The organism is Microbacterium profundi (genome assembly GCF_000763375.1).
In the GTDB taxonomy this organism is placed as follows: domain Bacteria; phylum Actinomycetota; class Actinomycetes; order Actinomycetales; family Microbacteriaceae; genus Microbacterium; species Microbacterium profundi.
The window spans coordinates 195783-210731 of record NZ_JPSY01000002.1 but is presented as its reverse complement, the minus strand read 5'-3'; the positions used below and the strand labels follow the sequence as shown (position 1 = coordinate 210731).

The following is a 14949-nucleotide window of genomic DNA, read 5'->3' as shown; positions in this document are numbered from 1 at the left end:
GTTGCGGGGGCATCACGCCCCTGCAACTATGACCGAGGAGACATCATATGAACACACCGCGCTTCGATGACCGAGCCGATCTGGGTTTCGCCTGGAGTGTCAAGGACTCCTTCCTCCGTTACATCCGTAGCATGCCGGACGGCGTCATTCGCTGGGGCGGGGGCGCCTCGGTCACCAACGACGGGCAGTTCTACTTCCCGTTGATATCGGTGGCCCGTACCCCAGAAGGAGTGGACCTTCAATTCGGCGGCGAGGTTCGGTTCGTCGCTCATCGCGGACTGCTCGCTGTGACCCTCAGTTCTCCGTTGATCCGGGTAGTTCGGACCACCGCGACTCTCATCAACGGCGTAGACGGCGCCCATGACGAGCTATGCGAGATCGACCTTCCCGCGCAGACTCACGACGATGACGTCCTCATGTGGCTGGAAGCCCCATCAGCCCTGACCCCCGCTGGCTCCGAGCTATTCGCCGGTTCCTACGCGGTGAACGAGGTCATGGCACCAGTGACCATACGAATCCCGCTCGGGCCGGGCGCGAGCTTTCCCACCACTACGGTCACCCACGCCAAAGTCTGATCTTCTCGAGCCAATGATCCTTGATCTGCTCGAGACCTAGAGGTGCAACCTGCACCGCTGAGTGAAAGGGAGGGGGAGGCTGCAGCTCCCCCTCCTGACTCAGTGCCCTCTTTGAGCGGACTCATCCCTATGGGATCACATTCGCACGCGACCAGAAGCGCGAAGCCACCGGCGCGTGCGCTTGAACATCGTGACTGGATGATCGCTCAAACGCGCCTGCCGGCGTGTATACCGGGCGCTCGCGCCTCCGTCAGTGCTTCGTGTCTTTGCGTGGGCTTTCATTCTTGGAGCCAGAGTCACTGTCTCGAACGCGCCCGTCTTTGCGGTGGACGATGACCTCGCCGTCGCCTCGCCCCGACTTCTCCACGATCTCTTTTGCTCGGCGCTCGGCAGCCTTCTGCGTCGGCTCATGTGCCGAGGCGCGCTTGTGTCCTTCCTTCACGACGTCCCAGCCGCCTCGCTCGTTATTGGGGACCACATGACGGTTTCCGTCGTTGCCGCTTCCCATGTCCGCTCCGTTCTCTTGTCGGATCTTCTGAACCTTCTTTTTCCAGTCCTCGTTGGACTCGCCCTCGTCAGTTCCCATAGAAAACCCCGACGAGAACGTCCACCATGGCGGGATCGGTTTCTGGCCCTGGCAGAAGGACCGCTATGGTCGCGACAGCGATGCTCAGACTGAGCGAGATGAATCCGACACGCGCGAACCACCCCCGACGACTGAGCCACTTCTCGTCGGCTTCGAGTATCTCGAGCTTGGTATCGATGAGTTTCGCTGCGCCGTCTTCAGGCGCCATCGAGACGAGGCCGTCTCGCAGCGCACGAACGTCAAGGGCATCACCAGTACGCGGAAAAATCACCACCACGCCCGAGACCGCTGCGATGAAGGACAGCACGAGGCTGGCGACCGTCGCCCAGTCGAAGGACGTTCCCACCTGAAGAGCACCCACGACGCTGGCCGCTCCAACAAGGATCGTCGCGCGCTGCTGCATGCTGGCATCGCGTGAAACAAAAGAGGCGATCTCCGAGTCGAGCTCGGACGCTAACAAAGCGAACCGGCGACGATCCGCGCGGGCGCCGATGCACCCCAACATCATTTACTCTTCGGCCGCGGTGGTTGCGTGGGCGGTTTTGGGGGCTTGGGAGCGTTCCGGTGAGACTCACTCCGGCGGTCATTGCTCGGGTTCTTCTGAACAGGGCGCTTCCAGTCGTCGTTGTTGCCCTCACCCTTAGCGGTCATCCGATGTCCGTTCTTGCTCAGCCGGCGTCCTCGCGCGACGAATGTGACGATCAGCCTCAGCATACAGACGGAGGAATCCAAGCTCGTAATGATATGGACTCGAGTTCCTCTTTCTGCAACTCGGCTCGTCACGAGCAACTAGTTGTGATGTCCAGGGAGCCGCCGCTGGTCGAAGACCCTCTCCTCCAAAGTGATCGCACTCCAATCGTCGAGTGTTCAGCGGCGCTACTGTCCAGTCTTCGAGCGCCGCCGACAATAGTCGCTCCTCGACTTCCAGCGCTATGCAAGCGGCCGTACGAACATCTAGCTGAGACGCCGCGCATAGACCGACCATAACCAAGCTCCCGCCCCTTCCCCTCTTCCGCACCCAGATGAGTGAGATCTACATCGGTGACGTGCTCTGGACGACGTCCTGACCTTCGCTGACCCCGCATCATGCCCGTGACGGTCCCCGCTCCAGGCTTCGACATCCGGCGAAAGCCACGGGGCTTCAAGCTGACGGAGCGCGAAAACGCCGATGTCGTGAACACACGAACGGTTCGCTCATCTGGGATAAACCGAGCTGCATCTGCTGTCGTGGTCGCCTTCGCTGAGCAGCGCGGCATCCGCGCGCCTGGAATCCCGTTTGCAGCGCCCAGCAGTTCTTCCTGCAGCTGACCGTTCTCGACTCGAGTGGCACCGCGGCGAGCAGGGCCGGCACTCTCCTGAGGCACGATGGCGTGGACCAGCGCTCGTTTCACTGGCTGTCCAACTTCCCTCTGAACGGCGTTTCGTCACCATGCCTCCCGAAGCGCAGGATGCCGAACGTCGTGTTCCATTCTTGGCTGCGCAGAGCGCTTGGCGCTTGCTCAGATCGCTAGGTGTTAGTCCCTCGGCGGCAAGAACGCGCCGATTGACTCCTCATCCCACATCGTTTGCTGGATCCCGACAGGTCCCTCGTCCGGAGGTGTGGGAGCGACGTCACCTGCGTGGTACAGCCACCAGTCGCGCCCATCCTTCTCGAGCGATCCTGACATCGTAAGCCATTGCTTCCCCGCATGCGCAGACACTGCAAGTTCGTACTGCTCGGGCGTCAGTCGAACGCGGACACGCCGCACCTTCGCCCCCTTCATCACGTCGACCCGCACCAAGTGAACCGGCGCGGCGGTGGAATTGTCCAGGAGACTGACCTCGCCGGTTATCTTGACCTTCTGTGGCTCGCGCGCTTGTTCAAAGGAGGCAACTACGCGATCCAGAACAGGAGCCTCGATAGAGTCGAAAGCGATCTCCCGTCGCTGCGTCGTGGCCTCCCCCCGTTGAATGCTGACAGCGGCATCACCGTCGCGTCAGAGTCGCCAGCGCACGCACCAGTTCGAAGGACACCCCCTGTGGCACGAGCTCTGAGAACATCTCGACGCGCGGTGCACGCTTGAATTCAGTGAGCGTCTCACGTACGGCGCCGATGGCGTTCTCGAACACGTCCACGATTGCTCGGCCTGACACCAGGTCGGCTTTGCGCGGGTCTTTCAGCGCGACGTTCTCGGACTTTTGGCTGGTGTGGAAACGTGTAGATGCTGGCACATGAGCCGTAACGATGAAGCTCCCCACCTCGGTCTGCCCCATGAACACTTGCTCCATGAACCGTTTCGCGAGGAAGCCACTCGACTTACCTTGGACGGGCCTTTTCGAACGGACCGCGCGGGCCGCTGCCACGAGGGAGTCGCGGGCTGCGGTAAAGATCGCTTCTCCTTGTGCCCAGGGGATGAGGCCCGCGTCGACCGTCGTCTCTTTCTTCTATTGGGTCGAGTCCAGGTCAGCGGCGGCGCTGATGAGGATGAGCGCTTCGATGCGCTCGGCCTCAGAGCCGTATCGGTGGAGCAGGTAGCGCCGGGCACGTTCGAGAAGCTGCCGGTAATCCCCGCTTTCGGGATTGAGTGGAATGACGACTTCATCGATGTCGGAATCGCTCGGTGACCATACTTCGTATCGACCCGGTGCTTTCGATGCTGGCGCCCACTGCAAACGTCGCAGCAGCGTGGTGATGTGCAGCGTTGAGCCTTCGATGCCCTCGAGCGTCATGGCTTGCCCCCGCTGCCGATGCGAAGCATCATGTCGCATAGCGCCCGGTCATCGAACCGCTGGGTCAGAGGGGCGGTCACTGTCGGCTCCTTCGCGGTGCTGGCTGGCGCGCCGTCGAGGTTCACCCAGTATGCAGAATGACGCACCCGCGCTCGCTTGTCGGTTAGATGTATCCAGTCATCTTGGCTCTGGGGCACCGACATTACGATGAGGATCTTGCTGACCGAAGGATTAGCGCTGCGGAGCATGTCGTATCGCTCTTGGGCGATCTGCACGCTGAACCCTTTGGCTCCGGGTGCTGTCACCGTCGCCTTCAGTTGGACTTCAAGCCGCGCGACCTCATCCACAACGTGCACGCTGCTCCGGTGGGTCAGGATGAGGTCGATGCCTTCGTCGATCTCCGGCTTCGCCACCACCACGCCGCTCGCGGCGGCGATAGCTCGGACGAGACCTTCCTGATACATCTCTTTGAGATTCGAAAGCCGTTTCGGCGATCCGCGAACGATGGGCGGCGGGGGCAGCTCGGCCGCCGGACTCAACGTGGACATGACCACATGCTAGCTAGTACATGACACAAGCCTGCGGCACTGGCTGCTGGCACCGGTGGTCCCGTTCTTCGACGGGCCGGATGTAATGGCAGGATGATGCCAAGCGTCGGAGAGCAGCCACGTCCCCGAGATTCCTGAAACCTCGGCTGCTGGCGCGTGCTCATCTTGGAGGATGTTCATGACCGCAGCAGGGCTCCTGCTTCCCGTTACCGGGGTGCGTTCGGCGTGGCTTGATCTTCACCACGCCATCGAAGCGCACGACCCCACCAAACCCCTGGTGCTGAATCTCCCGGCGACACTTCCCGACGGAGGGCTCTCCGATTACGGCCTGCGTATGCAAGCCATCCTTACCTGGGGCCAACGCGCCACCCGTCCCGTTCTACGCCTCGCTGACTATGAGCATGGCGACGACGGGACCATCTTCCACGACGCCTCCGACTTCCATCTCGTCGCCGCTTCCCTGGCCCACGGCATTTTCGACCGGGACGGGAACGAAGTCACCTCGGACCTCATCCCTCTATTGCGAATGGCTCTCGCCATGAGGAGAGAGCTCCCCGAACTCTCCCCCGCGCATCTGGAGCTGGGACGGCACTCGATCATCCTCGCCTCCCACTTGCCGAGACAGAGCCGCAGTCTGGACCTGCACACGAAGAGAGACGGGACGTGGGGTATTGAGGAAGAATCTCGAACGCTCTACCACGACATCTGGCCCGAGTACGGCGTCGATGATTCTCTTCGCGATCCGTGGATGGAGCAGGACGAGCAGCTGCTCCCCGAACGGGCCCCGACACACATCGCGCGCACCGAATGGCCGGTCGGGCACCCGCTGGTTGAGATCGGCACGCCGTTCACCCCGCTCGCGCTGCGCACGTTGTCCCCGGCCGGCCGGGCATTGGAGCTAGCTACGCAGACGAGGGTTCAGCAACGTCGTATCTCCGATGAGGTGGGCGAAGTCCTCTTTGAGCTGATTCAGAACACCGAATGGCACGGACTTCCTCCGCAATCCGGCAACGGGCGGGGATGCCGCATTGTGAGCTTCGACGTAGTGAGAATGCAGCGCTCGGCCGTATCGGCACTGCCTGAGACGGACTCGTACTTCGCGCGCTACGTCGAAGCCCTCCTCGACGACCTCACAGAAGATCGCTCCGCGAATACATCTGTCCTCCTCGGGGTTGCAACCGTCGTGGACAGCGGGCTCGGCCTCGCCCGATCCGCAGCGGCCGCGCTCAAAGAGGAGCATTTGTTCTCCGAGACGAATGAAGTGAACTACCTCATCAAGGCACTGGACAAGAGCGTGCGAGTGAGCCGGCGCGCCATGGGGAACATCGGGCTCCCCCGGGTTCAGCAGCTGCTGTCGAACCTGCGCGGATTTATGTCCATTCGGACCGGACGGACGGAGATTCACCGCGACTTCGTGCGCAATCGCTTCGAGGATCTGAGCCTCCCTGAGGGGCGGGCCCGCACCTCACAGTTCATCGACTGGGTGCCGGACACATACGAAGATTTCGTCGTTGGTCCTCGCGTAGGGACCGATGTCACGATCATGTTTCCGGTCGCCTACGAGCGAGACGGAGCGCGCCTGTGACCGTCACGCAAGTGGACGAGAACTGTCTGCTGCTCGTCTGCGACGTGGAGAGTTCGGGAAGTAGAACCCCGGTCCTGCTGCACTGGACGGGGAACGAGTTCACCGCCAGTTCCGCTCATGTTCTCGCTCTCGCGAAGTACGAAGCACTCCACCCCGAAGTCGCGGAGGTGTGGTTTGTCTACCCAGAGGACTTGCAGGTCACAATGACCTCGCTGCGGTCTCTCAAGGACTACAAGGCTCGAACAAGCGCGAACAACCCGCTCGCGCACCGCTTCTTCCTCGTCGATGTCAGCGGAGCCTGGGTCGAGCAGTCGGCAAGTGCCCCGGACCACGTCCAGGTTACCCCAGAGGTCATGCAGTCCGTACGCGAGGACGGCATGCGGCAGATCTTCCGCGACTCCGATGCCATCGCCAGCGCCAGCGCCGGCTACCATTTCGAGCACCCCGGCGGCAAACACTCGGAGTACTTCCTCCGTACCGCTCAGGCAGTCGCCAGAACCCAGCATGCGTACTTCATCGCCATGTGTCTCCTCCCCCTCGTCACCGTCGTCGACCGAGCGCGGTTCTGGGCAGACACCGCAGGGATTCTCCCGGCGTTGAGCGCGCTGCGGGATCTGCTAATTCGTCTCTCGTCAACGGCACCGGAGATTTCCGTCGACTCGTTCGGTGGCCACAAAGGCCGAGAGGCGCTGCGACCGGCCCAGCAGGACTTCGTATTCATCTCCAGCAGCACATCAGGCAACCTAGGAGCTGCGCTGGTCGCCGAGAAGAAAGCTCGCGCGGAGCGGCTCGTCACGCTGTATCTCCTGTCGGGCACTCGGCCCGAGGACATCAAAGGGCTCGTGGCGTGCGATCTCACTGACCGAGACCCCAACCCCATCCGGTCTCGGAGGACGTCCCGATTCCCTCCACACATGACAGCAACCATCGAAGACTGCGAACACTGTGCCGCAGGCCACGGCGTCACAGTCCTCGACGGTGACGGATTCTTCCCAAACGCAAGCGACCTGCGCCTCCGCATGCCGAGCATCGCGGACCGGCCGCGAACCGTAGGTGACGAGGTGAAGAAAGGGCGACTCGAGGAGTTCGACGGCGACACTTTCTTCGACGATTTCTACGGTCTGGATGCCATTCGCCCGCGCACGCTCACAAGCAGCGACGACCTAACCACCACGGTTGCGCACCTCTTTCCCGACCACCCCTCCGCTCAACACATCCGAAATCATCTCGCCAGCGTCCTAGACAGCATGATCGACCCAAACAAGCCGATTCTGGCCATCCGAGCCCTCGCGGACGAGGACTCGCGTGCGCTCGCCCAGTTCGCGGCGGATCACGTCCTCGAAGGCGCAGTGAAGGACGAGAAGCGGGACGTGTGGGTGCACCCCGAGCAATCCACGAATCTACAAGACCTTCCGGCGAACTCAACCGTGCTCGTGTGCGCCGGCGTCATCGCCTCGGGCCGATCTCTGCTTTCCATGAATAGAGAGCTGAGATCACTGCCGGACAATGTCGACACCGCCTATCTCCTTGGCATCGCACACTCTGACGTAACAGGATGGGACATCCTCCAGAAGACGCTAGGAGTCCGCAGCACCGATGAGAAGAACCGGGTGGGCTACGGTTGGCTTCTGCCTCGAGAGCTCCGGCAGCCGGGGTTGCCGAACGCGTGGGGCCGTGAGCGTCGTGTGCTCGATGTCTTGGACGAGTGGCTCAGTGACCAGCCGGATAGCGAGGCTCTGCGGAAGGCTGTTCAGGACCGGTACACGATACTGTCGAACCTCACGGCGGACAACCTCTTTCCTGGCGCCGCCAATGACGCAATCTGGGCGCTCAACCGGCGGTTCGCGCTGTGGAAGAAGGACTGGAAGACCCATCCGCGAACGGTTGCCCTGAACGTGCATCCCACGCATGCCGAGGTGATGGTCACCGTGGCCCACCTAATGTTCGAGTCCCGGCGCTCGAACACTAGCCTCGACCATGTCCGCGGGACGACGAAGCGGCACGGCTATGCGCTGAATCCTGCGATGTTCGACCGCTTCAACGACCCAATGTTGCAAGCCGCCATCCTCCGGTGCGCAGAACCCGGCGAGCTCGACTACTCAACGTCGGTTGAACCGAGTCGCGTCTTCGCCGACATTGTCCTCTACGCGCTCCAACACATTACGGAACAGGGAGGCGACTCCAGCTACGAGTTTCTGCTGGCTCTAGCTACGCCGTTCGCCACCCCGGGAAGTCCGGGAGCGATCCTCGAAGCCAGCAGCCTAGCCTCACTGCTCGATGGCGCTGCGGAAGCCGGTGGAGGCGATTTCGGAGGCTTCCCGCCCAGAGTTCGAGCGCTACTACTTTTTCTTCGCGCGAAGCGAGCATCCGCGTAAGCCCCGGGGGCGCGTGGGTGGCGTCAGCCCACTACCCGCCGCGATACGCTCCGACGATGGACATCGATCTCACACTGGCAAGTCCTTCGGTCCCAGTTGGCGACGATGTAACGCTATGGCGCTACCTCGACTTTCCGAAGTTTCTTGACCTGCTGGCGTCCAAAGCGCTCAAGATGCCTCGCGCCTCCAGCATGGAAGATCCCTTCGAAGGGGTGATGGGCGATGGCGCCATGTCCGCCACCCTCGAGGTGCAGAGCGCGAACCGCGCGCCCAGCTATTGGCGGCACGCCTTCATTAACAAGTTGCAGAGAGAGTCGTTGTGGTGGAGGGACCGCACGTACGTCTCCTGTTGGAACGCCTTCCCCTCCGAGAATGCAGGTCTGTGGCGAATCTACGGAGACGAAAAGGGAGTGGCCATCCGGACCACCTGGGGTTCGCTTCGCCGGTCCTTTGCTGGTACGGCCGACTGTGTGACCGACGTGTTCTATGGCCCGGTGTCGTATCGGTCAGCGGAGACCGACTTCGAGATCCCTCCGACCTACACGGATCAGTACTTCGTCAAGCGACAAGAGTTCTCGCACGAGAAGGAGTTCCGGTTGATGGCCCATGACGAGTCCAGAGAACACGACTATCGCGACACCTCACTCGAGGGCCTCCCAGCATTCGCAACATTACCTTGCGACCTAAACGTGCTCATCGAAGAGATCGTCATCAGCCCGCGGCTCGGAGGATGGGTACAAAAAACCGTCGAAGACGTCTCTCGGCGGTACGGCGGCACCTGGCCCGTCACGAGATCGAATCTCTACCGACCACCGCCCCGAGAGATCCACCGCTTCTAGTCTGCGAGGAGCCAGCCCCATCGCAAGGGCCCCTGAAGTGCTCAACGCTGGACAACGCTGAATCAACATCGGACGTCCTCGACGCCCCAATACCCGGACAGAATCGGCTCGTCTCACAAACGACCGTTTATGACACACTCGCGTGTTTCCGACGATTCGACTCGAATCTGCGCTGGGCCCGTGTCACAACCCGTCTCGAATTCAATGGTTCGAAAGCTGACGCGGGCCACGAGTTTCGCTACAGTTCCGTCATGGGCCAAATCTTTGGCTACGCGAGAGTCTCGACGAGCGAGCAAAACTCGCAGATGCAGTTCGACGCGCTCCTCGAAGCGGGCTGCGACCGGATCCTCACGGAGAAGGCGTCCGCGAGTGGAGAGCGCCCAGAGCTCGCCCATCTCTTCGACCTGCTCCGATCCGGCGACACCGTCGTCGTCTGGAGGCTCGACCGCTTAGGTCGCTCGGTCCACGACCTCATCGAGCTCGTTGAAGAGCTGCAATCCAGAGGAGTCGGTCTCAGATCACTCCGAGAGACTATCGACACGAGCTCCGCCGGCGGCCGCCTCGTTGTCCACGTCTTCGCAGCTCTCGCGGAGTTCGAGCGCGATCTCATCCGCGAACGGACGGTCGCCGGTCTCGCATCTGCCCGCGCACGAGGACGGGTGGGCGGGCGCCCTCGCGCCCTCTCCCCCGACCAAGCCCGCCTTGCTCGCTCCGCGTTCAACGCAGGAGAGACGTCCGTCAATGACATCGCCGCAGCACTCGGCGTCACGCGGTCCACCATCTATCGAGAACTCAGACGTCCGCCGAGCAGTTAGCGTCGGACGGCCTAGGCGGAAGTTGCGCTACTCGGGTCACATCGTTCCGCAGCATCAGAACCCGAATGGTTTCGGCTTCGGTAATCGGTGCCGCTTTGACACACGAGTTGGAGCCTTTCGGGGCCACAAAGGAAAGTCAAGTCCATCTTCTAGGTGTGCAACGGTGTGCATGTCAGGCCATACACGGCCCTCTAGGATCCCTCGAACGGTTTCGTGATTGACGCCACACAATGCCGCTACGGATCGGATCGAGTCGTCCCCGATTAATCGACGAAGTTCAAGAGCGAAGGCCTGTGCCGCACGCCCGGCGACGTCGGTCGTTACACCGTTGGGCCACGGGACAACGATCTCGTTCGGCCTCTTGCGCGCTTTGCCAACCACGCGTCATCTCCAGCTCTCAGGAACCGTCGCGCTCGAAGAAATTGCAAGAAGGGTCGCGGAATTGAAGAGTTCCGCGACCCTTGCAAGATCAAACATGGCTTTTGAAAGATGTCCGACGAACCTACAAGCGACTCAGAAGTCCCAGTCGTCGTCCTCGGTGGCCTCGGCCTTGCCGATGACGTACGACGAACCCGAGCCCGAGAAGAAGTCGTGGTTCTCGTCGGCGTTCGGCGAGAGCGCGGACAGGATCGCCGGGTTCACGTTCGTCACGGTGGACGGGAACATCGGCTCGTAGCCGAGGTTCATCAGCGCCTTGTTGGCGTTGTAGTGCAGGAACTTCTTGACGTCTTCGGTCAGACCGACGCCGTCGTAGAGGTCCTGCGTGTACTGCACCTCGTTGTCATAGAGCTCGAAGAGCAGGTTGAAGGTGTAGTCCTTCAGCTCGTCACGGCGCTCCTGGGTCTCCTTCTCGAGCCCCTTCTGGAACTTGTAGCCGATGTAGTACCCGTGCACCGCCTCATCGCGAATGATGAGGCGGATGAGGTCGGCCGTGTTCGTCAGCTTGGCCTTGGACGACCAGTAGATCGGGAGGTAGAAGCCCGAGTAGAACAGGAACGACTCGAGCAGCGTCGAGGCGATCTTGCGCTTGAGCGGGTCATCGCCGGTGTAGTAATCCATGATGATCTGCGCCTTCTTCTGAAGGTTCGCATTCTCCGTGGACCACCGGAACGCCTCATCGATCTCCTTCGTCGACGCGAGCGTCGAGAAGATCGAGGAGTAGCTCTTGGCGTGCACCGACTCCATGAAGGCGATGTTGGTGTACACCGCCTCCTCGTGCGGGGTGATCGCGTCGGGGATCAGCGATACGGCGCCGACAGTGCCCTGGATGGTGTCCAGCAGCGTGAGACCCGTGAACACCCGCATCGTGAGCAGCTGCTCTTCCGGCGACAGGGTGTTCCACGACTGCACGTCGTTCGACAGCGGCACTTTCTCGGGCAGCCAGAAGTTATTCACCAGACGGTTCCAGACCTCAAGGTCCTTGTCATCCTCGATGCGGTTCCAGTTGATCGCCTGCACGTGCTCGACCAGCTTGAGCTTCTCTGGGGGGGTCATCCGTCTTTCCTTGTCTCCGTGGACTCTTGCCTGTCAGCGATGCAATGCCGACAGGTCTCCTTGAATACACCCTTGTTGGTGTGGTGCCGTGTGTGCGCACTTCGGACGCTTGACGGCATGGGTCTTCCTTTGCGAACCGCCGACATCTTCGCGCGAGTCTCTGCGCTGGCGGACTTGCCGAAGTTGGGATTGTTCGGCCCTTGCCTCATCTCGGAGAGAAGTGCCTTCGATTCGTCAGACATCGTGTGCCCGTACGACGGATGATCCGATCCGAACTTTCCGAAGTTCGGATTCGCCTCACCCGTATTCATTCCCTTGCGCTGAGCGGACCAACGTGCCCTCTGCTCGTCCGTGCGACGCTGACCCCAGCTGGGATGATCAGGGCCGGTGGGCACGTGCTTCTTCTTCCGTCCTCGTGCGCGATCGCCTGCGGCCTTCCGCTGCTCGACGGTCCACACATGCCCACGCGGGCCCAGCCCGCCTTCCGACAGATTCAGGAGCCGATGTCCGTTTCCTCGTAGTTCGGCAATCCAACGTTGTTCCGCTGCGCCGAGATCTTCAAGCTCGCCAGCAGTCACGAGCTCCATCGGCTGGAAGTAGACGTCTTCATCGGTCTGCATGGTTCGCAACCAGTCATAGAACGGATTCTTCGTGCCTGCTCGTGCGGCTTTCAGATGCTGCCGGCGACGCACCTCTGTCGTCTTGGTCGTGATTCCGACGTATCGGAACTCTGGAGATTCGAAGCGCCGGGCCGCGTAGACGACGCCGATAATCGGCGAACGTTCTACCCAGCCCGGCACATTCGTCATCTTCATACCTCAGATCAAAGCATGCAAGAAACGCACTCATCCATGGACGTGCCCTCGAGCGCCATCTGGCGGAGGCGGATGTAGTAGATCGTCTTGATGCCCTTGCGCCATGCGTAGATCTGCGCCTTGTTGATGTCGCGCGTGGAAGCGGTGTCCTTGAAGAACAGCGTCAACGAAAGACCCTGATCGACGTGCTGCGTTGCCGCGGCGTACGTGTCGATGACCTTCTCATAGCCGATCTCGTATGCGTCCTGGTAGTACTCGAGGTTGTCGTTCGTCATGAACGGCGCCGGGTAGTAGACGCGACCGAGCTTGCCTTCCTTGCGGATCTCGATCTTCGACGCGATCGGGTGGATCGAGCTCGTCGAGTTGTTGATGTACGAGATCGAGCCGGTCGGCGGCACAGCCTGCAGGTTCTGGTTGTATATGCCGTGCTTCTGGATGGAAGCCTTCAGCTCAGCCCAGTCGTCCTGCGTGGGGATGTGCTTGCCCGCGAAGAGCTCCTTGACCTTCTCGGTCTCGGGCAGCCACGCGCGGTCGATGTACTTGTCGAAGAACTCCCCCGACGCGTACGTCGAGTCCTCGAAGCCGTCGAAGGCGACGCCACGCTCGATCGACAGCGCGTTCGAGGCGCGCAGCGCGTGGAACAGCACCGTGTAGAAGTAGATGTTCGTGAAGTCGATGCCCTCTTCCGAGCCGTAGTGCACGTGCTCGCGAGCGAGATAGCCGTGCAGGTTCATCTGGCCGAGGCCGATGGCGTGCGAGCGGTCGTTGCCGTCTTCGATCGAGCGCACCGAGGCGATGTGGCTCTGGTTGCTGACGGCGGTCAGTCCGCGGATCGCCGTCTCGACCGTGATGCCCAGATCATCGGCATCCATCGCCAGTGCGATGTTCATCGAGCCGAGGTTGCACGAGATGTCCTTGCCGATCTGGTCGTACGACAGGTCGTCGTTGTACGTGGTCGGCGTGTTCACCTGCAGGATCTCGCTGCAGAGGTTCGACATGTTGATGCGGCCCTTGATCGGGTTCGCCTTGTTCACCGTGTCCTCGAACATGATGTATGGGTAGCCCGACTCGAACTGGATCTCGGCGATGGTCTGGAAGAACTCGCGCGCGTTGATCTTGGTCTTCTTGATGCGCGGGTTGTCGACCATCTCGCGGTACTTCTCGGTGACCGAGATGTCGCCGAACGGCACTCCGTAGACCTTCTCGACGTCGTACGGCGAGAACAGGTACATGTCTTCGCCGTTCTTGGCGAGCTCGAACGTGATGTCGGGCACGACGACACCCAGCGACAGGGTCTTGATGCGGATCTTCTCGTCGGCGTTCTCACGCTTCGTGTCGAGGAAGCGCATGATGTCGGGGTGGTGTGCGTTGAGGTAGACCGCGCCCGCACCCTGACGTGCACCGAGCTGGTTCGCGTAGCTGAAGCTGTCTTCGAGGAGCTTCATGACGGGGATGATGCCGCTGGACTGGTTCTCGATCTGCTTGATCGGCGCACCCGCCTCGCGGATGTTCGACAGCAGCAGCGCGACGCCGCCGCCGCGCTTGCTCAGCTGCAGCGACGAGTTGATGCCGCGCGAGATCGACTCCATGTTGTCTTCGATGCGCAGCAGGAAGCAGCTGACGAGCTCACCGCGCTGCGCCTTGCCCGCGTTGAGGAAGGTCGGAGTCGCCGGCTGGAAGCGACCGGAGATGATCTCCTCGACGAGCTTGACGGCCAGCTGCTCGTCGCCGTCGGCGAGTCCGAGAGCGGTCATCACGACGCGGTCCTCGAAGCGCTCGAGGTAGCGCTTGCCGTCGAAGGTCTTCAGCGTGTAGCTGGTGTAGTACTTGAACGCGCCGAGGAACGTCTCGAAGCGGAACTTCTTGTCATAGGCGAGGTCGTTGAGCTTCTGGACGAACTCGTGCGAGTACTTCTCCAGCAGGGCGCCGTCGTAGTACTCCTTCTCGACGAGGTAGTCGAGACGCTCCTTGAGGGAGTGGAAGAACACCGTGTTCTGGTTCACGTGCTGCAGGAAGTACTCCCGTGCGGCACGCTTGTCGGCGTCGAACTGAATCTTGCCGTCCGCGTCGTAGAGGTTCAACATCGCGTTGAGGGCGTGATAATCGAGGCCCTCGTACGCAGCGTTCGCCTTGAAAGCGGCCTGCTCTGTCACTGAGTCGTGCTCTTCGACTGCGATACCCACCATCGTTCCAATCCGTCGCTCACGCGATCAACGTCGTCCTGCGTGCCGAATACTTCGAAGCGGTACAAGTGCGGCACATGACACTTGCGGCTGATGATTTCGCCGGCAGCCCCGAAGGAGTCGCCGAAGTTGGTGTTGCCTGCGGATATCACTCCGCGGATGTTCTGCCGGTTTCGCTCGTCGTTGAGGAACCGGATGACCTGCTTGGGTACGGCACCCTTCTCTTCGCCCCGTCCCTGTCCTCCGCCATAGGTCGGAGTGACGAGGACGAAAGGCTCATCGACCGCGAGGTCGCCGTCACCGCGGTGCAGCGGGATACGCTGCGCCGGCAGGCCGAGCTTCTCGATGAATCTGGCCGTGTTGCCCGAGGTGCTGGAGAAATAGACCAGGAGCGGCGCGGTCGTCGCGACTGCTGTCATGACTCA

At 61.5% G+C, this 14949-nt stretch carries 14 protein-coding genes; 5 read left to right on the top strand and 9 right to left on the bottom strand.

From position 1 onward, the window contains the following. The first annotated feature begins 47 nt into the window (after nucleotides 1-47). Nucleotides 48-575: an HtaA domain-containing protein gene (locus JF52_RS0111545; RefSeq protein ID WP_033106732.1), complete on the top strand. Its 528-nt coding sequence runs from the start codon at nucleotides 48-50 to the stop codon at nucleotides 573-575. 250 nt (nucleotides 576-825) lie between these two features. On the opposite strand, the gene JF52_RS0111540 is transcribed toward JF52_RS0111545, so the two are convergent. The 5 genes from JF52_RS0111540 to JF52_RS0111515 form a co-directional block, all read right to left on the bottom strand. Then, on the bottom strand, nucleotides 826-1161 hold the full coding sequence (locus tag JF52_RS0111540; RefSeq protein ID WP_200881012.1) for a DUF2188 domain-containing protein: 336 nt from the start codon (nucleotides 1159-1161) through the stop codon (nucleotides 826-828). Continuing rightward, entirely contained in the window at nucleotides 1151-1564 is a 414-nt protein-coding gene (locus JF52_RS0111535) for a hypothetical protein (protein ID WP_152594884.1), read from the bottom strand. Before JF52_RS0111535 ends, JF52_RS0111540 begins: the two co-directional genes overlap by 11 nt. 1562 nt (nucleotides 1565-3126) lie before the next feature. Continuing rightward, nucleotides 3127-3504, bottom strand: a complete 378-nt coding sequence (locus JF52_RS0111525) for a hypothetical protein (RefSeq protein ID WP_152594883.1) — start codon at nucleotides 3502-3504, stop codon at nucleotides 3127-3129. 81 nt (nucleotides 3505-3585) lie between these two features. Continuing rightward, on the bottom strand, nucleotides 3586-3870 hold the full coding sequence (locus JF52_RS0111520; RefSeq protein ID WP_033106728.1) for a hypothetical protein: 285 nt from the start codon (nucleotides 3868-3870) through the stop codon (nucleotides 3586-3588). Beyond that, entirely contained in the window at nucleotides 3867-4418 is a 552-nt protein-coding gene (locus JF52_RS0111515) for a DUF4365 domain-containing protein (protein WP_084595815.1), read from the bottom strand. Before JF52_RS0111515 ends, JF52_RS0111520 begins: the two co-directional genes overlap by 4 nt. A 178-nt stretch (nucleotides 4419-4596) precedes the next feature. On the opposite strand from JF52_RS0111515, the gene JF52_RS0111510 reads away from it, so the two are divergent. The 4 genes from JF52_RS0111510 to JF52_RS0111495 all read left to right on the top strand — a co-directional run bounded on the left by JF52_RS0111510 (nucleotide 4597) and on the right by JF52_RS0111495 (nucleotide 10032). After that, nucleotides 4597-6003, top strand: coding sequence for a hypothetical protein (locus JF52_RS0111510; protein ID WP_152594882.1), 1407 nt, complete (start codon nucleotides 4597-4599; stop codon nucleotides 6001-6003). Continuing rightward, nucleotides 6000-8378 carry a hypothetical protein gene (locus tag JF52_RS0111505; RefSeq protein ID WP_033106726.1) on the top strand — a complete coding sequence of 793 codons (2379 nt, stop codon included), beginning with the start codon at nucleotides 6000-6002 and terminating at the stop codon, nucleotides 8376-8378. The genes JF52_RS0111510 and JF52_RS0111505 overlap by 4 nt, the downstream gene beginning before the upstream one ends. Nucleotides 8379-8434: 56 nt before the next feature. Beyond that, nucleotides 8435-9217, top strand: a complete 783-nt coding sequence (locus JF52_RS0111500; RefSeq protein ID WP_033106725.1) for a DUF2971 domain-containing protein — start codon at nucleotides 8435-8437, stop codon at nucleotides 9215-9217. Nucleotides 9218-9468: 251 nt separating this feature from the next. Beyond that, entirely contained in the window at nucleotides 9469-10032 is a 564-nt protein-coding gene (locus JF52_RS0111495; protein WP_033106724.1) for a recombinase family protein, read from the top strand. Between the two features lie 513 nt (nucleotides 10033-10545). Here JF52_RS0111495 and nrdF read toward each other — a convergent pair. Genes nrdF through nrdI form a run of 4 tightly spaced genes read right to left on the bottom strand, consistent with a single transcriptional unit; the run spans nucleotide 10546 to nucleotide 14943 of the window. Further along, complete coding sequence (nrdF, locus tag JF52_RS0111490; RefSeq protein WP_033106723.1) at nucleotides 10546-11526, bottom strand: class 1b ribonucleoside-diphosphate reductase subunit beta; 981 nt, start codon at nucleotides 11524-11526, stop codon at nucleotides 10546-10548. Beyond that, nucleotides 11523-12341: an NUMOD3 domain-containing DNA-binding protein gene (locus JF52_RS0111485; RefSeq protein ID WP_033106722.1), complete on the bottom strand. Its 819-nt coding sequence runs from the start codon at nucleotides 12339-12341 to the stop codon at nucleotides 11523-11525. The genes nrdF and JF52_RS0111485 overlap by 4 nt, the downstream gene beginning before the upstream one ends. A gap of 8 nt (nucleotides 12342-12349) precedes the next feature. Then, entirely contained in the window at nucleotides 12350-14527 is a 2178-nt protein-coding gene (gene nrdE / locus JF52_RS0111480; protein WP_052166992.1) for a class 1b ribonucleoside-diphosphate reductase subunit alpha, read from the bottom strand. Then, complete coding sequence (gene nrdI, locus JF52_RS0111475; protein ID WP_033106721.1) at nucleotides 14491-14943, bottom strand: class Ib ribonucleoside-diphosphate reductase assembly flavoprotein NrdI; 453 nt, start codon at nucleotides 14941-14943, stop codon at nucleotides 14491-14493. Before nrdI ends, nrdE begins: the two co-directional genes overlap by 37 nt. Nucleotides 14944-14949 lie beyond the last annotated feature (6 nt).